The organism is Luteibacter sp. P1_D3 (genome assembly GCF_056406135.1).
In genome coordinates this window covers 19756-39215 of the sequence record NZ_JBFUAT010000031.1, presented here as the reverse complement: position 1 = coordinate 39215, position 19460 = coordinate 19756, and the positions used below count along the sequence as shown (strand labels likewise).

Below are 19460 nucleotides of genomic sequence, written 5' to 3'. Positions count from 1 at the left end.
CCATGCAGAAAGTACGCGTCCTCATCGTCGACGATTCGGCCCTGGTCCGAAAGGTCCTGACGACCATGCTCGAGTCCGATCCGGGCATCGAGGTGGTCGGCACGGCCGCGGATCCGCTGATCGCCCGCGATAAGATCAAGCTGCTCAATCCCGACGTGCTCACGCTGGACGTCGAGATGCCGCGCATGGACGGCCTGACCTTCCTCGACAACCTGATGCGCCTGCGTCCGATGCCGGTGGTGATGGTCTCGACGCTGACCGAGCGCGGCGCGGACGTGACCCTGCGCGCGCTCGAACTGGGCGCGGTGGATTTCTTCACCAAGCCGCCCGCCGATCTCGCCAACACCTTCATGGACCACGCGCCGGAGATCTGCGCGAAGGTCCGCCTCGCCGCGGGCGCCAAGCCGCGTGAGCGCGCAGCGGTCAGCAAGCTGGACGTCGCCCCGCGCCTCTCCGCTGACGCCGTCCTGCCGCTCGCCCAGACGCCCGGCACGCGCGGTGGCACGCGCATCATCGCCATCGGCGCGTCCACGGGTGGCACCGAAGCCATCCGCGTGGTGCTCGAAGCGATGCCGCCCACGGCGCCGCCGATCGTCATTACCCAGCACATTCCCGCGGCTTTCAGCGGCCCCTTCGCCGCACGCATGGATTCCTGTTCCGCCATGCGCGTGATGGAAGCCCGCGACGGCCAGCCCATCCAGGCCGGTCACGCGTATATCGCCCCCGGCAGCCAGCACCTGCTGGTCATGTGGGACGGCGCCAAGCACGTCTGCCGTCTGCACGATGGTCCGCCGGTCAACCGCCACAAGCCTGCCGTCGACGTGCTGTTCCGTTCCATGGTCGCCAGCGTCGGCGCCGCCACCATCGGCGTGCTGCTCACCGGCATGGGTGACGACGGCGCCCGTGGCCTGGGCGAGCTGAAAGAAATCGGTGCACCCACCCTGGTCCAGGACGAAGCCAGCTCGGTGGTCTGGGGTATGCCTGGCGCCGCCTGGAAAGCCGGTGCCGCCAACGAAATGCTTCCGCTCGACGCGATCGCTGCGCGCTTGCTCGCGCTCGCCCATACACCTGTTTCCGCCGCCGCCTCGCGCGTCGGCACCTGATAGCGAGACGTCATCATGCTTATCCCCAAGAACGAACGAAGCATCGGCTTTGCCGCCAGTGCCATCGCCCTGGTCCTCGTGCTGGTGTTCCATTCGGCCTGGGTCGCCCCGGTCGTGGTGGCACTCCTGACCGCGACCTGGATCGCGATCAGCCTGCGCCCGGCCGCGCTGCCGGACGTGGAGGTGGTGCTGCACTCGCCGTCTTCGGACGAAGCCTCGGTACGTGAGGCGATGGAAGACGTCCGCAGCGCCATTGTCGACGAACTCGGCCACGCCAGCCGGGAACTGCACCAGGCGCTGGATCTGCTGCGTGACGCCGTCGCCGAACTCGGCGGTGGCTTCAACGGCCTGTCGCACAAGACCGGCAAGCAGCAGAAGCTGCTCAGCGAGATCATCGAGAGCGGTGGCAACGGCATCTCCGTGCAGGACTTCGCCTCGCGCACCGCGGGTCTGCTCGAACACTTCGTCGGCCTGATTGTCCAGCTGTCGCGTGAGAGCCTGCGCATCGTCTACCGCATCGACGGCATGGCCAAGGAAATGGACGCCGTGTTCGCGCTGCTGAAGAACGTCAACACGATTGCCGAAGAGACCAACCTGCTCGCGCTCAACGCTGCGATCGAAGCGGCGCGTGCCGGTGAGTCCGGCCGCGGCTTCGCCGTGGTCGCTGGCGAAATCCGCAACCTCGCCCAGCACAGCAACCAGTTCAACGAGAAGATCGGTACCCACGTGGAGCGTTCGCGCACCGCAATGGAGCAGCTTCGCGAGCTGGTCGGCCATATGGCCTCGCAGGACATGAACGTCGCGCTGTCGGCGAAGGGCGACATCGATCGCATGATGTCGACCATCACCGAGTCCAACGCACGCACCAGCGCTGCCGCCGACGAAGCCGCCTCGATCAATCGCGGCCTCGGCAACGACGTGTCCACCACGATCCGTTCGCTGCAGTTCGAAGACATCCTCAGCCAGCTGCTGCATCAGACGCGCTCGCGCCTGGTCGAGCTGCAGGAGATCACTGCCGACTGCACGCGCGACATCGAAGAACTGGCCTGCGCCCCGGCCGATCCGGCCGAGCTCGGCGCCCGTGCCCAGCGCGTCCGCTCGCGCCTGGCCGAGCAGCGTGAACGTGCCCGCCTGCGTTCGCGTGGCCCCGCCCTCCAGCAGTCCATGGCTGCTGGCGACATCGACCTGTTTTAAGGGAAGACCGCATGGCCATCAACGTTCACCACGACACCGAGCACGGCTGCCTGACCCTTCATCTGGGCGAGCGCTTCGATTTCTCCATCCATCGTGCCTTCCACGATGCCTGCCTGGGCGACGTCGCCGCCTCGCGCAGCTACGTGCTGGACCTGGAACAGGTCACCGGCATGGACAGCTCCGCGCTGGGCATGCTGATGCTCCTGCGCGAACACGCCGGTGGCGATCGCGCCGAGATCCGCATCGTCAACGCCAGCGCCGACCTGCGTAATACCTTGCGCATCGCCGGCTTCGACAAGCTGTTCACCGTGCACTGAACCGCTCAGGTTCCGAGCCACAAGAAACGCCCCGGTCCCGCCGGGGCGTTTTGCGTTTCACGCAGTCCGATTTTTCAGCTTTGGTAGGAGCCGATTCATCGGCGATGCTCTCCCTTCGATGGGAGATGAGGCCAGCAACCTGGGAGGAGCGCTGCTGCGCAGCGGGTTTATTTACTATTCGCCGATGAATCGGCTCCCACAAAATCGAACAAAAACGCGCTATACACGCAGTTTTCGCACTTCGTTCGATCCAAGCTCACACACTCACGACGCGTCTGAACAGATGGCCGAATCTGCTCTACGTATTCCTACCTAGCTGCCACTTTTGCGTACTGACACGGGGTTTGCAGGCGTTTGATGGATCCACGGTTGTGACGTGGGTCACATTCGATGTATCGCTCCCACAGGCAGGGGGCACTACCCAGAACGCCATGCGTTCGAGGAGTGAGTCGTGAGCGAACTCAAGTTCAGCAAGGTCTTCACCCGTACTCTTCTGGTCAGCTGCATCCTGGCTGCGTCGGTCTCCATGACGGCCTGCAGCGGGCACGGTTCGAMGCGATCCGGCGGCGGTTCCTCGGGCACGGTCAATCCGGGCGGTGCGGGCGGCTCCGGCGACACCGGTGGCGGTGGCGGCACGGGCGGCGGGGATAGCGGCGGCACCGGCGGCACCGGTGGCGGCACGGGTGGCGGTACGGGCGGCACCGGCGGTGGTACGGGTGGTACCGGCGGCGGTACCGGTGGCACCGGCGGTGGTGACGGTGGTGACGGTGGCGGTACCGGCGGCGGTGGAACGGGTGGCGGCGGAACAGGCGGTGGTGGCACCGGTGGCGGCGGCACGGGCGGTGGCACAGGCGGTGGCACGGGCACAGCGGCAGCAAGCAACGCGGTTGGCGCAATCGCGACCGGCGCCGGCAATATCGTGTCCTCGCTGGGTGGGACGATCTCGGGGATCGGCACGCAACTGCCTTCGGTAACCGTACTCGGCGGCACGTCGGGCCTGACTAACGCCCTTGGCAACACGGTCGACGACCTCGGCGGCGCGGTCACGTCGCTCGGCAGCGGCGTATCCGGCGGTCTCGGTCAGATCGGCAATACGGCCAACCCGGTGGGCGTCACCACGGGTAGCCTGGATAACGTCGTCATCGGTGCGGGTAACGCCGTGCAGGATCTTGGTGCAGGCGTTGACACCGTAGGCGCGAATACACCGATCAGCCCGATCACGGCGACGGTAGCCGATGTCGTGCAGACCGCCGGCGGCGGTGTGGTGCAACTGGGCACGCAGCTCGGTGGCGCGCTCGGCTCGTCGCAGGCGAATACGCTGACGCAGTTGGTCAGCACGGTCGTGACGCCGCTGGCTACCTCGATCGGTAGCAGTGCCTCGCCGGTTTCGTCCGGCAATCTCGTCGCTTCGACGGGGCTGGCCGCAGGTGGCCTGGCCGGTGGCGTCAGCCAGGGTGTGACCTCGCTGGGGTCGGCGGTGTCGAACAATGCGGCACCCGGTGCGCTGGGTGGGCTCTCGCAGCCGCTGGGTGGCGCGCTGACCGGCGTCGGTGGCACGCTCAACGTCGCGAGCAACACCTTGACTCACGGTCCTGGAACGGCCGGTCCGAGCAGCGCGTCGCCGATTTCGAACACGCTTGCTGGCGTGCCTGCGCTGATCGACAGTGCCGCGGCACCGGTCGCCGCACTGGGTACCGGTGGCCTCGGTGGGCTTGCCCCGATCACCAATCCGGTGGCCGACACGCTGACCAAGGTCGGTGCAGGCGTCGGCAGTGTGGTCAGCAGCCCGACCATCGCGCCGGTGACGACCACACTCAATACGGTCGTCAACAACGTCGCATCCGCGACGGGGCTTTCGTCGACCACGGGGACGGGTGCCAACAGCGGTGCCGGTGCGGATCCGGTGAGCAGCCTGCTCGGTCGCCTGAAGAACCTCGGCAAGGGTAACAACGGCTTGTAAAACGATCGGCGCGGGCGGTGTCCTACACCGCCCGCGCTTCGTTGGGCAGCGGGTAAGTCATCGTTCGCAGGGGGTTTAGATGAATCGATGGCTCGGCTGCCTGCTAGGCATGACCGTCGTGTGTTCCACCCAGGCGCAGGTCCGTGCGCCGGCCAATCCACTCCAGACACTGCCGCGAACGGAAACGCCCAAGGAGGCGCCTTCGGTCACGGTCAACGTGCAGGCGCCCAACCAGGCCCTCGAGGCGCTGCTTGCCAGTCACCTGACGCCGACGCGTTTCGATGTCGTCGGCGTGCGGTCCATTCCTTTCGCCGATGTCGCCGCCGTCTTCGCGCCGATGCGGGGCAAGGATACGAGTGTTCGCCAGCTCGTCGCGGCGGCGGACAGCGTCACGGCGATGTACAAGAAAAAGGGATACGCGCTGTCGTTCGCTTTCATCCCCGGCCAGACCTTCACCGATGGGGTTGTGCGTGTGACGGTTGTCGAGGGCTACGTCTCCGGTCTGACCGTGCGTGGCGATGCGGGCAACCTCGAAGGGCGCATCCGCGCGATGGCGGCGCACATCGTGGATGAGCGGCCCTTGCGACAGGCCACGTTCGAACGTTACACGCAATTGCTTGGCGAGTTGCCGGGCGCCAAGGTCGCCGCGAACGTACCTCCGCCCACCACCACGGACGGTGCGACGACACTGGATCTGAACATTACCCGTCAACGCTACGACGCCAGCTACGGCATGGATCTCAACCATCCGGGCGCGCAAGGTGTCTTCACGGCGTTGGAGAACGGTGCAACGCCTTTGGGCGAACAACTGAGTGTCTCCACGCTGTTTCCGAACGGTGGCGGCCAGCGCCTCTATTCCGCGGCCTGGGTCGAGCCGATCGGTTCGCAGGGTTGGCAAGGTCGCGTCGACGGCAGTCATTACTGGGGCAGTCCCGATACCGATGACGAGTTGCCCTCGTATCTCGATCATCGCCTCTCCCAGGAGCGGCTCGCGCTGACGGCCATCTATCCGCTGCTGCTGACCAACAGCAAGCGGCTGAACCTGACCATGAGCATGTATGCGTCTACACAGGACGACCGTTATCGCAACGTCGACACGGGTGCGATGATCTCGCTGCGCTCCAGCGTCCGTGTGCTCAACGCGGAGTTGTCGTGGCTGAAAGCCACCGAAAAACGCACGGAGCAGTTCAGCTTCGCCGTCGCGCACGGGTTCGACAGTTTCGGTGCCAGCTCGCGCGTGTCGACGAATCTCGGCGGCTCGCTCGCCGTCGCCATGCCCGATATCGACTTCACTCGCTACACCATGAACCTGGCGTGGTCCGAGCAGTGGGCGCACAAGATCGGCACGGTGATTCGCGCCACCGGCCAATACAGCGACAACGCCTTGCCATCGACCGAGCAGATCAACTTCGGCGGTCCGAGCTTTGCTTATGCTTACGATCCCGGTGATGCGGCAGGCGACAGCGGTTGGGCGGCATCGCTGGAGGTGAACCGGGCTTTCGTCTCGGGTACGCGCTGGGTGAAATCGATCGTGCCGTACGTGGCTTACCAGTCGGCCCGCGTCTACCTCAACGGTGCGAGGCCCTTGATCGACAAGCTCGACTCGGCGGCGGTCGGCCTGCGGCTTTCCGACAACAAGCACTACACGGTGGATTTCGCGCTCGCGCAACCGACGGGCGACAAACCGCCGGAGAGCAATAACCGCGACGTGCGATGGAATCTCACGTTCAGCTACAAGCTGATGTAACACCGGTGAAACAGGGGGCAGGGACGCCCCCTTCACGACGGCGGTTGCACGATCAAACGTCATCCAGCCGCCGAGATCCTCATGCCCCTCTCCCTGAGCCCGCCGCCGATTCGTTTCGACGAATCCCTCGAGCACGTCGAGCCCGATGAGGCCGAGACGGCCGAGCAACTGATCGAGACGCTGACCGGCATCAACCAGACCACGCTCGAGCACGAGAAGCACGCACATCGATCGGTTCACGCGAAGAGCCATGCGCTGCTCACGGGCGAGCTGATCGTTCCCGACGACCTTCCGCGCGAGCTCGCGCAGGGTATCTTCGCCAGGGCAGGGCGCTACGGCGTGGCCATGCGCCTGTCGACGGTACCGGGCGACATCCTCGATGACAGTGTGTCGACGCCGCGTGGGATGGCGGTAAAGATCTTCGGTGTCGAAGGCGACCGTCTTCCGGGCAGTGAAGGCGATACGACGCAGGATTTCGTGATGGTGAACGGGCCGGCGTTCTCTGCGCCGACCGCGAAGAAATTCGCGGGCACGCTCAAGCTGGTCGCGGCGACGACGGATCGCGCGGAAGGTGCGAAGAAGGCGCTTTCCGCCGTGTTACGCGGCACCGAACGCCTGGTCGAAGCCTTCGGAGGCAAGAGTTCCACCTTGCTCGCCCTCGGTGGCCAGCCGGAAACGAACCCGCTGGGTGACAGCTATTTCAGCCAGGCACCGCTGCGCTTCGGCGAGTATGTCGTGAAGGTGTCCATGGCGCCGCGCTCGGCCAATCTCACGGCGTTGACCAACGCCGAGCTCAACGTCAATGGCAAACCCAATGGCCTGCGTGACGCGATGATCGAGCACTTCGCGCGTGAGGGCGGGGAGTGGGACGTGCGCGTGCAGTTCTGCACGGATCTGGAGACCATGCCGATCGAAGATGCGTCCGTGCCGTGGCCGGAAGAGAAGAGTCCCTATATCGACGTGGCGCGCCTCGTCGTGCCGGCGCAGCCGGCGTGGAATGAAACACGGCGGCTTGCGATCGACGACGGGCTCGCGTTCAGTCCCTGGCACGGTATCGCGGCGCATCGCCCACTGGGCTCGGTGATGCGTGCGCGCCGGATCGCATACAAGGTCATGGCGAAATTTCGCGCGCACCACAACAAGGTGGCGATCCACGAACCGAAGACGGTCGACGAGCTTCGGCTCTGAAGCTGGCAGCCTGATCGGGCTCACCAGCCCATGTAGTGGCCACCGTTGATGGCGAGATTCGAGCCGGTGATCCAGCTCGAATCCTCGCTGGTCAGGAAAGCCACCGCGTGGGCGATTTCTTCCGGACGGCCGAGACGGCCCACGGGGATCTGCGCAATGATCTTTGCGCGAATATCTTCCGGGACGGCCATGACCAGGTCGGTGCCGACGTAGCCCGGCGAGACCGTGTTGACGGTGATGCCGAAGCGCGCGTTCTCCTGGGCCAGCGAGATGGTGAAGCCATGCATGCCGGCCTTCGCCGCCGCGTAGTTGGCCTGGCCGTATTGCCCTTTCTGACCGTTGATCGAACTGATCTGGACGATGCGGCCCCACTGGCGCGAGCGCATCCCCTCGATCACCGGGCGGGTCACGTTGAAGACGGCGTTGAGATTGGTGTTGACCACGTCCGTCCATTGCTGGAAGTCCATCTTGTGGAACGTGGTGTCACGGGTGATGCCGGCGTTGTTGATGAGGATCTCGATCGGGCCGGCGAGATCCTCGATGCTGCGCACCATGGCCGCGGCCGAGGCTGGGTCGGCCACGTCGCCGGGCACCATGACGACGTCGATGCCGTCGCGGATCATGTCTTCCCGCCAGGCGGCGGCCTTGGCCTCATCGCGGTAGTTGGTCGCGACGCGATGGCCCTGACGCGCAAGGTAGCGCACGATCGCCGTACCGATGCCGCCCGTGCCGCCGGTCACCAGTGCCGTGCGTTGCGTAATGCCTTGCTTCATCCTCGCCCGTTTCCCGTAGTGGCCCGCTGCGCGGGCAAACGATTGTTATAGCTCCCCCATGCCCGCAAGACTACTGCGGCGGAGCGACGCAGGCTTGAATTCATTCAGCGCGGCGTGAAGCAGATCACGCGGGGTGGCCGGCCCGATCGGCGCTGCCAGGCCGAGCCGTTCCAGCGCCAGCCGTAGGGCGGGCAGGGGATCGGCAGGGTCCACGGGCAGGGCGGCGGCCGATTTGGAAAGCTTTCGGCCGTCCGCATCCAGTACCAGGGGAAGGTGAAGATAGCCGGTTGTCGGCAGGCCCAGCAGTCGCTGGAGATAGATCTGCCGGGCCGTCGAATCGAGCAGGTCGGCACCGCGCACCACGTGGGTGATGGCCTGTGCGCCGTCGTCGACCACGCAGGCGAGCTGGTAGGCCCAGAAGCCTTCCACGCGGCGGATCACGAAGTCGCCGGCGACGTCGAGCAGGTTTTCGGCCTGGGGACCCTGTAGGTCGTCGTGCCAGTGGATCGTCTCGTCCGGCGTTCGCAGACGCCATGCCGGCGGTCGGATGGGATCGGGCGCGGCAACGCACTGGCCATGACGGTGCAGGCCGCCGTGGACGGCCAGGTCGGCTCGGCTGCACCAGCAAGGGAAGACGTGACCTGACGCCTTGAGCCGTTCAAAGGCCACTTCATAGGCGTCGCCACGCGTGGACTGGTAAATCACCGGGCCGTCCGGGGGCAGGCCGAAGTCGTCAAGAGCGGCCAGGATCGATGCGGCCGACCCGGCAACCTCGCGCGGCGGGTCGATGTCCTCGATGCGGACCACCCACTCGCCGTCGGCATGACGGGCGACCATCCAGCTGCCCACCGCGGCGACCAGTGAGCCGAAGTGCAGGGCACCGGTGGGTGACGGGGCGAACCGTCCGCGATAGCTCATAGGGATGACAAAGGACACGAGTTGAGACGTTTCTCACGGCGTGCATGACGCGAGGGCGACAGTGTAGGCGATGCCGTCGGTCGCCGAAGCGCGCTGGGGCGCCATCCCATGAACGACGCGGTCTGCGGGGATTGAATCACAGGCGTTCGCCCCGAAAACTCACGCATGAGGCGGCGCCAAACAGACAGCCGCCGTGAGAGAAAAAGACATGTTCAAACGAATCGGGCTCTTCATCGCGACCAACCTCGCGGTCGTTCTCCTCCTCACCATCGTCTGCCGCGTCCTCGGCATCGATCAGTGGGCCGCCCAGCGTGGCATGGGCCTGTCGGGCCTGATTGTCTTCGCCTCGGTCTTCGGCATGGGCGGCGCGTTCATCTCGCTGGCCATCTCCAAGTGGATGGCGAAGTGGACCACCGGCGCCAAGGTGATCACCCAGCCGACCAACGAAACCGAGCGCTGGCTGGTCGACACCGTGCGCCGCCACGCCGAAAAGGCAGGCATCGGCATGCCTGAGGTGGCGGTCTACGACGCCCCGGAAATGAACGCGTTCGCCACCGGCATGTCGCGCAACAACGCCCTCGTGGCGGTCAGCAGCGGCCTGCTTCAGCAGATGGACCGTGAACAGGTGTCGGCGGTCCTCGGCCACGAAATCGGCCACGTCGCCAACGGCGATATGGTCACGCTCACCCTGATCCAGGGCGTGCTCAACACGCTGGTGATCGTGCTGGCCCGGGTGGTCGGCCGGGTGGTCGACAGCTGGATGAGCGGCGGCCGCGAGCGCGACGGCGAGGGCGGCATCGGCTACTTCGTGGTGGTCATGGTCCTGCAGATCGTCTTCGGCCTGTTCGCCTCGATCATCGTTTCCTGGTTCTCCCGTTGGCGCGAATTCCGTGCGGATGCGGCCGGTGCCAACCTGGCCGGCCGCGCCGCCATGATCTCTGCCCTGCAGCGCCTGTCCGCCAACCACGGCGACACCAGCCTGCCGCAGACCATCCAGGCCTTCGGCATCTCCGGCCACCTCGCCAGCGGCTTCAAGCGCCTGTTCATGAGCCATCCGCCGATCGAGCAGCGCATCGCCGCCCTCCAGGCCGCCCGATAAAGGGGAATGTGGGAGCCGCTTCAGCGGCGAATGAGGGACCTGTAGGAGCCGATTCATCGGCGATCCCGCGGCAGCGGGCAGGGGTGTCGCGAGCATCCTTTCGCCGATGAATCGGCTCCTACCGAGCGCGGTAGAAGAGCCGCCGCTCTTTTTTCAGGCCCTGCCCGCCCCCATAATCCGGGGCTGTCTACCCCTGAAGGAACGGCACCGTGAGCCAGGAAACACGTAAGTTCGAAGCCGAGGTCGCCCAGGTCCTGCACCTGGTCACCCATTCCCTCTACTCGCACAAGGAAATCTTCCTTCGCGAGCTCATTTCCAACGCCTCCGACGCCTGCGACAAGCTGCGCTTCGAGGCCGTCGGCAACCCCGACCTGACCTCCGACGACCCGGAACTCCGCATCCAGATCACCTGGGATCCGGACGCGCGCACCGTCAGCGTGCGCGACAACGGTATCGGCATGAGCAAGGACGAAGTCGTCGCCAACATCGGCACGATCGCCAGCTCGGGCACCCGTCGCTACCTCGAAGCCCTTTCGGGCGAGCAGAAGGCCGACGCCCGCCTGATCGGCCAGTTCGGCGTGGGCTTCTATTCCGCCTTCGTCGTCGCCGACAAAGTCACCGTCATCACGCGCCGCGCGGGTGAGCCGACCGAGGCCGGCGTGCGCTGGGAGAGCGACGGCAAGGGCGAGTACACCCTCGAAGACGCGAATATCACCGAGCGCGGTACCACCGTCGTCCTGCACCTGAAGGCCGACGAGGATGAGTTCCTGAAGTTCTGGACGCTCCGGGCCGCCGTCACCAAGTACTCCGACCACGTCGCCTTCCCGATCCGCATGCCCGTCGAGAAAGACGGCAAGCCCGATCCGACCGAGTGGCAGACGATCAACTCGGCCTCGGCCCTGTGGAGCCGTTCGAAGAGCGACATCACGGACGAGGAATACCAGAACTTCTACAAGGCGCTCGGTCACGACTTCAACGACGCCCTGGCCTGGACGCATAACCGCGTCGAAGGCAGCCAGAGCTTCACTACCTTGCTCTACGTGCCGGAACAGCCGCCGTTCGACCTGATGATGGGCGGCCGCGAAGAGCGCAAGGGCCTGAAGCTCTATATCAAGCGCGTCTTCATTATGGATGCCGCCGAAGAGCTGCTGCCGAACTACCTGCGCTTCGTGCGCGGCGTCGTCGACGCCGACGATCTGCCGCTGAACGTCAGCCGTGAAATCCTCCAGCAGAACCGCCAGCTCGAGCGCATCAAGGCCGCGTGCACCAAGCGCGTCCTGGATCTGCTCGAGAAGGTCTCGCGCGACGAGCCGGAAAAGTTCGCCACCTTCCTCGCCGGCTTCGGCAACACGCTGAAGGAAGGCATCGTCGAGGACACAGCCAACCGCGATCGCATCGCCAAGCTGCTGCGCTTTGCGTCGACCAAGGGCGACGGTGCGGCGAAGACCGTGTCGTTCGACGATTACATTGGCCGCATGGGCGAAGGCCAGGACACGATCTGGTACGTCACCGCGGACAGCTATGCGGCCGCCGCGGGTAGCCCGCAGCTGGAAGCGCTGAAGGCCAAGGGCATCGAAGTGCTGCTCATGTCCGATCGCGTCGACGAGTGGATGCTCGGTTACCTCACCGAATACGACGGCAAGCGCCTGCGTAACGTGGCCAAGGGCGAGTTCCCGCTCGACGAAGCCGACAAGGCGAAGCAGGAAGCGGCCAGTGCCGAAGCCGCTCCGCTGATCGAGCGCACGAAGGGCCTGCTCGGCGATCGTGTGGGTGACGTCCGCGTCTCCGCGCGTCTGACCGACTCACCGTCGTGCCTCGCGCTGGCCGACTTCGACCTCGCGCCACATCTGGCCCGCCTGTTGCGTGAAGCGGGCCAGGATGTGCCGGAGTCGAAGGCCGTGCTCGAGCTCAACCCCGAGCACCCTTTGGTGAAGCGCCTCGCCGCGGAAACCGACGATGCGAAGGCCGGCGACATCGCCGGGCTGCTCCTGGAGCAGGCCGAGATCACCGCCGGTGCGCAGCTCGCCGATCCGGCCGCCTTCGTCCAGCGCATGAACCGCGTCCTGTTGGGCTAAACCGCACTGGCTTCGGTAGGAGCCGATTAATCGGCGAACGGGTGCTAGCGACAACCTCCAACGTCGCTACACGCCCATCGCCGATGAATCGGCTCCTACAAAGCGGGATTCGACAAGCACGGATCCTGTTCCTTGCCTCCGCCTCCTTCCTGTTGTCCAATCGGCATTCGGCCCTGAGTGGCCAGTCGATCATCACGGAACAGGGAAAGCACGATGTTCACTCGCATACCCCGCACATTCGTGCAGACGCATATGTTGCAAGGCGTCGCTGCGGCGTTGATCCTTTCCATCCTGCCCCTCGGTGCTGCGCATGCGGCAGCCGACTGTGCGTCGACATTCCAGATGTCAGGCGATCCGGGGAGCGGTCTGGTGTTCGATGCGAGGACGAACGGCATCGGCGTCAACGCTCGCGATGCGCTCGGCATGGTCAAGAAGATCGCCAGCGACATGAAGCTGACCATGAGCGACGGCGTCGTCACCGGCGACCACGCCACGATCGAACTGAAGAGCGTCGAGACGGTAACCACAGACGCTATGGATATAGAGGTCGCGCTCGACCGTGATAGCGCATCGATCAAGGCGACGTATCCGCCACATGCTCCGGCCAGTGAAGCGGTCATGCGCGACTACCTGTGTCGGTTCCTCGGGCAGATCAGGCCCGGTGCACCGATGAGCGTCGCTGCGCCCACGGCGACGTATCAGGCGTCCAATGGTTCCGGTCCGATGCCCGGTCCTTTTACGCCCGCGAAGACGCAGGCATTCTGCCTGGCAAACGCGACCTTCCATCTCGACGCTATCGACGATAAGCGTGCCTTCTTTCGCACGTGGACCCTGTACGACGGTGGCGATGGTGCGCAAGCCGCGCTTGCGCGAGTGAAAGCGAAGCTGACGGCGATGGGCGGCATGCGTGTCACGTCAGAGCACTACGTCGGCCAGCAGGGCACACTCGGCATTTCCGTGGATGCACCGGGCAAGATGGTGCTTGAAGGGCCGCCTGCCTTCGCCATGCGCCTCGATATCGACGAGAGTACGGAGACGGTGTCGCTGTCGGCGGCTCCACGTGGCAATCAAGTTTTGAGCGGCGCGGAAACGGGCTTCGTCATGTGCTCTCTCGTGGCCGCCGCTACCCGTACCCCCGAACCGCCGGCGGTCGTCCCCAAGGCTGATACGGAAAAGCGGGCCATTTTCACCAACCCCTTCAAGAAAAAAGATCCGCTTGCCGAGGCAAAGGCGCGTGGTGAGTTGGCGGCCGATGCCTTCGAACTGGTGAGGGCGCGTGCCGCACACGCGGGCAAAGCCATCGTGATCATGCCTTTGCTCGATATGGACACGAAGTATCAGTCAGCAGATACGCATGCTATCCAGGTGAAATTCCTCGCCCAGTACTGGGGTGACCGATCGGGCGTCGTCGTGTGGCGGGCCAGAGGGCGTCCGGGGGACGAATTCACAGCCGGTTCCTGGGCTGGGCAGGACGTCATTGGCCTGCACGGATTCTTCGGTTCGCTCACCGTGGGCAAGTCGCGTTTTGCGATCTTTTACCTGGACCCGGGGACCTATGATTTGTCCGCTGCCTCCCAGGAGCAACGCGGAGCGGCTCCGCCGCCTGCCGCGGCAAAACGCGTTGCCCGCGCGGGCGTAGGCTCATATGTCGCGAAAAAGACCGAAGAACGAGGATTCTTCGCGACGAAGGAGTGGCGCGATGCCACTCATGAAACGCGTTCGTTGCAGCAGTCTGCCTGTGTTACCGAAGAGGCGGGCAGCGGCCGATGCGTCGAATCGCAGTCATACCGGCAGCAATACAACGTTCAGACCTCGGAGGCCGGTTACGTCAACGTGATCCACGAGGCTCCCCAGGAGAGTGTCGATGTCTCCGCCGAGTTGTCAAAGCCGTTCGCCAGCTTCGATGTCACTCGGGGCGAAGTGGTCCTGATCGACGGCTTCGTACCAGACGCGGGAAGCTTCAAAGCGGATCYGGCCTCCTGCGAGGCATCGGCCGACATCACTCGTTGCTCGCTGAGCGAGTTCAGTCTCTTGCGCATCCCGACGAAAGAGGAGGATATCCACCACCTCCTTTCTACCGTTTCGGCGGAGGCGTCTATTCGAAGCGTCATCGGAGCGGCGAAGCTACAGCCGGTCACGATCAACGCCACGGCATTGCCCGAATCCAGGGACGAAGGGGTTTGGGAGACCGGCTGGGCGCGCCGCTACGTCATGAAGGTGCATTGAGTTTCGGGGGCGGGTGATTCACTCGGGGTAGGGCACGCTGGTATCGTCGTGCCCTATGTCGGCACTTCTCATCCTCTTCGCCTGCCTGGCCCTCGGCATCCTCTGCCGACGGTTCGCCAGGCTGCCCGACGGCATCGTCCCGGGCATCAATTGGTGGGTGCTCAACATCGCTTTGCCGGCGCTCGTGCTGGCGCTCGTGCCGCATGTCACGATCGATGCGCGGCTCTGGTTTCCCGTGGTCGGCATGTACGTCACGTTCTTCGGGGCATGGGCACTCTTCGCCACGCTCGGTCGCCTCTTCGCCTGGTCGCCGGCGCGAGTCGGCTGCCTGACGCTCGTCTGCGGCCTCGGCAATACGTCGTTCATGGGCTACCCGATGATGGAAGCCTTGCACGGCAAGGCGGGGCTTTCGGTCGCCGTCATCGCGGACCAGCTCGGTTGTTTCCCCATGCTCGCCGCGGGCGGCATCGTCGTCGCGTCGATGTACTCGGGCAGGGGAGCGAGCGCGGCCGCTATCGTGCGTCGTGTGCTGACGTTCCCGGCTTTCATCTCGCTGGTGATCGGCGTGATCGTCGGACTGGTCGGAGGCTGGCCCGAAGCCGTCGAAAAAGTGATGCTGCAAATCGGTTCGACGCTGACGCCGCTGGCGCTGTTCTCGGTGGGTCTGCAGTTCCGCCTGCACCTGCAGCGCGATCAGATCGGTGCGCTCGTCACCGGCCTCGGCTGGAAACTTCTGTTGGCGCCACTGGTGGTGTTCGCCATCGGGGTCGCTGCGGGGATCGGTGGCTTGACGCTCACGGTCGGCGTGCTTCAGGCGGCCATGGCGCCGATGATTTCGGCCGCGATCCTGGCCGACCAGTACGACCTCGAGCCGCGGCTGGCGAACACGGTTCTCGGCGCTGGCATTCTCCTCTGCCTGGTGACCGTGCCCTTGGGTAATATGCTGCTTCCATGACCGAACACCCGACAATTCCTGGCGTACGTGCCGATGTGTGGCTCTGGGCCGCGCGCTTCTTCAAGACCCGGGCGCTGGCCAAGGAAGCGATCGTTGGCGGAAAAGTCGAGCTCAACGATGCCGCCTGCAAGCCGGCCAAGACGGTGACCATCGGCGATCGTTTGAAGATCACAAAAGGCGAAGAGCGTTTCGTCGCCGTGGTCGCTGCGCTCTCCGAGAAGCGTGGCCCGGCGCCGGAAGCGCGCAAACTCTATGCCGAAACGGAAGAGAGTGTTGCCGAGCGAGAACGCCAACGCGAGGACCGTCGTCTTACCGGAGGCGCGTTGCTCCGGCCTGAAGGTAAGCCCGACAAGCACGCGCGACGCCTGATCCAGGATTTGAAGAAGACGCTCTGACGATGCTCGTTCCGACTGACATCGTGCCGGGACGGCTGCTTAGTCGTCACGGGCGCACGCGTGCGCCGCGGTGGTTGAGCGCCATTCGCTCGCGGCTTCGCTGGTTTGCCATCGGGCCGGGCGTTGCGCTGGACCTGCATGAGCACGGCATCGTCGCGTACGGCGCGGGGACGCGAAAAAGCGTCTTCGTGCCGTTCATGGCGATGGCTGATCTCTGCCTCTATCGCACGGATCATCGCTTGTTCGGACCCGCGAATGCCCTGGCATTCCGTCGTGGTCCGGACGATGCGTGGATCGACGCGCTCGACGACGATGGCGACGGCGTTCGTCTTCGCGGCGAAATCATCGGCGGCCAGTTACGCGAGCGCGGACCTCTTGCGCTGCGCTCGCTGGAAGCCGGCGAGGTGTTGACGTTCCATGCCAGCAGTGATGCCGATCGGCTCGCCGCGCGTGTGCAGGGTGCTGCCGCGTTCGGCAAGACGACCGAACTCCAGCTGAGTCGCGAAGGGCTGGATGTCGAGGGGCAACGCTTTGCGATCGAGGAGATCGCGAAGCTCGACGAGGGTGGTCCGGATGGCTCGTTGCGTCTGTTCGACGCGCACGGATACATGCTGTGGAGCGTCCACACGTTGTCGCTGTTCAGCGCGGATCTTTTCGTCGTGCTGATGCGTACGATGATCGAGGCGCGACAGTACGGTCTGCCACAAAAAAAACCGTCCCCCGGAGATCCACATCCGGGCTGCTGACACGGGTGGGGCGGGGGACGTCACGGGGCGGGAAGATGGAGAGTCGTAAGCCCCGTTGCGGTTGAGCCGAAGGCCCGGACCGCACGTTCACTATAGGAAGCCTGCTACCCGAGGGGAATTCGATTGTTCAGATCGACTCCATAGGGCTTCTCAATGGTTCAGCGCAGCATTTTCCTGAGCTTATACAGCTGGTCCAGGGCATCACGAGGCGAAAGCGCGTCCGGATCCATGGCGCGGAGCGCCTCCTCGACGGGTGACGGCAGCGACGGCGCGAACAGGCCCATCTGCGGCGTCGCGGCAGGCGGTGTGGCGACGGCGACCGTCACCTCGTGACCTTGCTCCAGTGCGGCGAGGTAGCGGCGCGCATCGGCGATCACTGCCTTGGGCAAACCGGCCAGGGCGGCTACCTGCAAGCCGAAGCTGCGGTTGGCCGGGCCATCCTTGACCGTGTGCATGAAGACCAGCTGTTCGCCGTACTCGACGGCATCCAGGTGCACGTTGGCGATGGTCGGGAAGTCGCCCGCCAGCTCGGTCAGCTCGAAGTAGTGCGTGGCGAACAGCGTGTACGCGCAGCTGGTCGCGGCCAGATGCACCGCTGCCGCGCGTGCGAGCGAGAGGCCGTCGTAGGTGCTGGTGCCGCGGCCGACTTCATCCATCAGCACCAGGCTGCAGTCGGTGGCGTTGTGCAGGATGTTCGCCGTCTCGCTCATCTCGACCATGAAGGTCGACTGGCCGCGCGAGAGATCGTCACCGGCGCCGATGCGGGTGAAGATGCGATCGATCGGACCGATGGTCGCGGCCGACGCCGGTACGTAGCTACCGACATGCGCGAGCAACACGATCAGCGCGTTCTGCCGCATGTAAGTGGACTTACCGCCCATGTTCGGACCGGTGATGACGAGCATGCGCCGACCCTTGTCGAGCACGAGATCGTTCGGCTCGAAGGGTTCGTCGCGTACCTTCTCGACGACCGGATGGCGGCCACGTTCGATGTGGATACCTTGCTCGTCGTGCAGCACCGGTGCCGCCCAATCCAGTGTCTCGGCGCGCTCGGCGAGATTCGCGAGTACGTCGAGTTCGGCCATGGCCGTGGCGGCGACCTTCAGCTCGGAGAGGCGGTCGGTCAGCTTGTCGAGCAGCAACTCGTAGAGTGCTCGCTCGCGCATGAGCGAACGTTCCTTCGCCGAAAGCACTTTGTCTTCGAACTGCTTGAGTTCTTCGGTGATGTAACGCTCGGCGTTCTTCGTGGTTTGGCGGCGCGTGTAGTGCTGCGGTGCCTTCTCGGAATGCGCCTTGGTGATTTCGATGTAGTAGCCGTGTACGCGGTTGTAGCCGACTTTCAGCGTCGAAATACCGCTGGCGGCTTTCTCGCGCTCTTCCATGTCGACCAGGAACTGATCGGCATTGGTCGAGAGCTGGCGGAGCTCGTCGAGTTCGTCGTCATAGCCTTCGGCGAGAACACCGCCATCGCGCAGCAGCACGGGCGGCTGCGCGATCACGGCACGGGCAAGCAGGGCGGCGGTGTCGGCGTGATCGCCGATGCGCTCGACGAGGCTGTGCAGCAGCGGGCTGTCGAGGCCGTCGATGTCTTCACGCAAGGCGGGGGCCGCAGCCAGGCCATCGCGCAAGGTGGACAGGTCGCGCGGGCGCGCGGAACGCAGCGCCACGCGCGCAAGGATGCGCTCGAGATCGCCGATACCGCGCAGGCGTTCCCGCAACGTGGCGTGCCGGCGTGAGTCGATCAGGCTGCCGATCGCCTGATGGCGACCACGCAGCACCTGGCGATCGCGCAGGGGACGATTGAGCCAGCGGCGCAGCAGCCTTGCGCCCATCGGCGTCACCGTCTCGTCGAGCACACCGAGCAAGGTGTTTTCGACGCGACCGCTCTGGTGCGTGTCGATCTCGAGGTTGCGCCGCGTGGCGGCGTCCATCGCGATGGTCTCGCCCGCGTTCTCCACGGCCATACCGGTGAGGTGGGGCAGGGCGGCCTTCTGGGTTTCTTCGACGTAGCCGAGCAGGCAGCCGGCGGCGGCCACGGCCAGCGGCATGCCATCGACGCCGAAGCCGAGCAGGTCACGGGTCTTGAAGAAGCGGCACAGCTCGCGTCGTGCGGCGTCGCCGTCGAAGTGCCAGGGCTGACGCTTGCGCAGGCCCGGCAGGGTCGAGACGAGCTTGGGCCAGGCCACGTCCTCGCCGACGAGGGTCTCGGCTGGCTGCAGGCGCGCCAGTTCGGCGGCAAGGCCTTCCGCCGTGGGGACCTCGGTCAGCAGGAAGCGACCTGTCGAGAGATCCACCCAGGCCAGGCCGTAACCGGTCTGGCTGGCGGCGATGGAGAGCAGCAGGTTGTCGCGGCGCTCTTCCATCAGCGCGGCATCGGTCACCGTGCCAGGGGTGACGATGCGCACAACCTCGCGCTTCACCGGCCCCTTGGACAGCGCAGGATCGCCGATCTGCTCGCACAGCGCCACGGACTCGCCCAGCTTCACCAGCCGCGCCAGGTAGTTCTCCACGGCGTGGTAGGGCACGCCCGCCATGGGAATCGGCGAGCCGGCAGACTGACCGCGCTGGGTCAGGGTGATATCGAGCAGTCGGGCCGCCTTGCGGGCGTCGTCGTAGAACAGCTCGTAGAAGTCGCCCATCCGGAAAAACAGCAGGATGTCCGGATACTCAGCCTTCGCGCTCAGGTACTGACGCATAAAGGGGGTATGCCCGGCGCCGACCGAGGTGTCTTCTGCTAAAGCCATGATTTTCCGAGATTCAATGC

At 65.2% G+C, this 19460-nt stretch carries 15 protein-coding genes; 12 read left to right on the top strand and 3 right to left on the bottom strand.

Going from position 1 to position 19460, the window contains the following annotated elements:
- The first annotated feature begins 2 nt into the window (after positions 1-2).
- The 6 genes from AC1DYM_RS17900 to AC1DYM_RS17875 all read left to right on the top strand — a co-directional run bounded on the left by AC1DYM_RS17900 (position 3) and on the right by AC1DYM_RS17875 (position 7509).
- On the top strand, positions 3-1103 hold the full coding sequence (locus AC1DYM_RS17900) for a protein-glutamate methylesterase/protein-glutamine glutaminase (protein WP_046968484.1): 1101 nt from the start codon (positions 3-5) through the stop codon (positions 1101-1103).
- A gap of 15 nt (positions 1104-1118) precedes the next feature.
- Positions 1119-2297 (top strand): methyl-accepting chemotaxis protein, encoded by a 1179-nt coding sequence (locus AC1DYM_RS17895; RefSeq protein WP_046968483.1) that lies wholly within the window; start codon positions 1119-1121, stop codon positions 2295-2297.
- A gap of 11 nt (positions 2298-2308) precedes the next feature.
- Positions 2309-2614, top strand: a complete 306-nt coding sequence (locus AC1DYM_RS17890; protein WP_181016718.1) for an STAS domain-containing protein — start codon at positions 2309-2311, stop codon at positions 2612-2614.
- 451 nt (positions 2615-3065) lie between these two features.
- Positions 3066-4574, top strand: a complete 1509-nt coding sequence (locus AC1DYM_RS17885; RefSeq protein ID WP_477340620.1) for a collagen-like triple helix repeat-containing protein — start codon at positions 3066-3068, stop codon at positions 4572-4574.
- 79 nt (positions 4575-4653) lie between these two features.
- On the top strand, positions 4654-6321 hold the full coding sequence (locus AC1DYM_RS17880) for a ShlB/FhaC/HecB family hemolysin secretion/activation protein (RefSeq protein WP_477340618.1): 1668 nt from the start codon (positions 4654-4656) through the stop codon (positions 6319-6321).
- 81 nt (positions 6322-6402) lie between these two features.
- Complete coding sequence (locus AC1DYM_RS17875; protein WP_477340616.1) at positions 6403-7509, top strand: catalase family protein; 1107 nt, start codon at positions 6403-6405, stop codon at positions 7507-7509.
- 20 nt (positions 7510-7529) lie between these two features.
- Here the strand turns inward: AC1DYM_RS17875 and phbB are convergent, their stop codons facing one another.
- On the bottom strand, positions 7530-8270 hold the full coding sequence (phbB, locus tag AC1DYM_RS17870) for an acetoacetyl-CoA reductase (protein WP_477340640.1): 741 nt from the start codon (positions 8268-8270) through the stop codon (positions 7530-7532).
- A gap of 57 nt (positions 8271-8327) precedes the next feature.
- Positions 8328-9200 carry a tRNA glutamyl-Q(34) synthetase GluQRS gene (gluQRS, locus tag AC1DYM_RS17865; protein ID WP_477340638.1) on the bottom strand — a complete coding sequence of 291 codons (873 nt, stop codon included), beginning with the start codon at positions 9198-9200 and terminating at the stop codon, positions 8328-8330.
- A gap of 208 nt (positions 9201-9408) precedes the next feature.
- On the opposite strand from gluQRS, the gene htpX reads away from it, so the two are divergent.
- The 6 genes from htpX to AC1DYM_RS17835 all read left to right on the top strand — a co-directional run bounded on the left by htpX (position 9409) and on the right by AC1DYM_RS17835 (position 16696).
- Positions 9409-10299, top strand: a complete 891-nt coding sequence (gene htpX / locus AC1DYM_RS17860; RefSeq protein ID WP_477340614.1) for a protease HtpX — start codon at positions 9409-9411, stop codon at positions 10297-10299.
- A 209-nt stretch (positions 10300-10508) separates the two neighbouring features.
- On the top strand, positions 10509-12374 hold the full coding sequence (htpG, locus tag AC1DYM_RS17855) for a molecular chaperone HtpG (RefSeq protein ID WP_477340612.1): 1866 nt from the start codon (positions 10509-10511) through the stop codon (positions 12372-12374).
- A gap of 342 nt (positions 12375-12716) precedes the next feature.
- Positions 12717-14600 (top strand): hypothetical protein, encoded by a 1884-nt coding sequence (locus tag AC1DYM_RS17850; protein WP_477340610.1) that lies wholly within the window; start codon positions 12717-12719, stop codon positions 14598-14600.
- Between the two features lie 55 nt (positions 14601-14655).
- Positions 14656-15555, top strand: a complete 900-nt coding sequence (locus tag AC1DYM_RS17845; protein WP_477340608.1) for an AEC family transporter — start codon at positions 14656-14658, stop codon at positions 15553-15555.
- The gene (locus AC1DYM_RS17840) at positions 15552-15950 is read left to right on the top strand and encodes an RNA-binding S4 domain-containing protein (protein ID WP_477340606.1); all 399 of its coding nucleotides are present in this window, start codon (positions 15552-15554) and stop codon (positions 15948-15950) included. Before AC1DYM_RS17845 ends, AC1DYM_RS17840 begins: the two co-directional genes overlap by 4 nt.
- Before the next feature lie 2 nt (positions 15951-15952).
- On the top strand, positions 15953-16696 hold the full coding sequence (locus AC1DYM_RS17835; protein ID WP_477340604.1) for a hypothetical protein: 744 nt from the start codon (positions 15953-15955) through the stop codon (positions 16694-16696).
- 158 nt (positions 16697-16854) lie between these two features.
- On the opposite strand, the gene mutS is transcribed toward AC1DYM_RS17835, so the two are convergent.
- Positions 16855-19440 (bottom strand): DNA mismatch repair protein MutS, encoded by a 2586-nt coding sequence (gene mutS, locus AC1DYM_RS17830; RefSeq protein ID WP_477340602.1) that lies wholly within the window; start codon positions 19438-19440, stop codon positions 16855-16857.
- Positions 19441-19460 lie beyond the last annotated feature (20 nt).

What these genes read in the sequence shown, in the direction of transcription:
- AC1DYM_RS17900 (WP_046968484.1), top strand. Translation starts at nt 3, where the DNA reads ATGCAGAAAGTACGCGTCCTCATCGTCGACGATTCGGCCCTGGTCCGA.
- AC1DYM_RS17895 (WP_046968483.1), top strand. Translation starts at nt 1,119, where the DNA reads ATGCTTATCCCCAAGAACGAACGAAGCATCGGCTTTGCCGCCAGTGCC.
- AC1DYM_RS17890 (WP_181016718.1), top strand. Translation starts at nt 2,309, where the DNA reads ATGGCCATCAACGTTCACCACGACACCGAGCACGGCTGCCTGACCCTT.
- AC1DYM_RS17880 (WP_477340618.1), top strand. Translation starts at nt 4,654, where the DNA reads ATGAATCGATGGCTCGGCTGCCTGCTAGGCATGACCGTCGTGTGTTCC.
- AC1DYM_RS17875 (WP_477340616.1), top strand. Translation starts at nt 6,403, where the DNA reads ATGCCCCTCTCCCTGAGCCCGCCGCCGATTCGTTTCGACGAATCCCTC.
- gluQRS (WP_477340638.1), bottom strand. Translation starts at nt 9,200, where the DNA reads ATGAGCTATCGCGGACGGTTCGCCCCGTCACCCACCGGTGCCCTGCAC.
- htpX (WP_477340614.1), top strand. Translation starts at nt 9,409, where the DNA reads ATGTTCAAACGAATCGGGCTCTTCATCGCGACCAACCTCGCGGTCGTT.
- AC1DYM_RS17845 (WP_477340608.1), top strand. Translation starts at nt 14,656, where the DNA reads ATGTCGGCACTTCTCATCCTCTTCGCCTGCCTGGCCCTCGGCATCCTC.
- AC1DYM_RS17840 (WP_477340606.1), top strand. Translation starts at nt 15,552, where the DNA reads ATGACCGAACACCCGACAATTCCTGGCGTACGTGCCGATGTGTGGCTC.
- AC1DYM_RS17835 (WP_477340604.1), top strand. Translation starts at nt 15,953, where the DNA reads ATGCTCGTTCCGACTGACATCGTGCCGGGACGGCTGCTTAGTCGTCAC.
- mutS (WP_477340602.1), bottom strand. Translation starts at nt 19,440, where the DNA reads ATGGCTTTAGCAGAAGACACCTCGGTCGGCGCCGGGCATACCCCCTTT.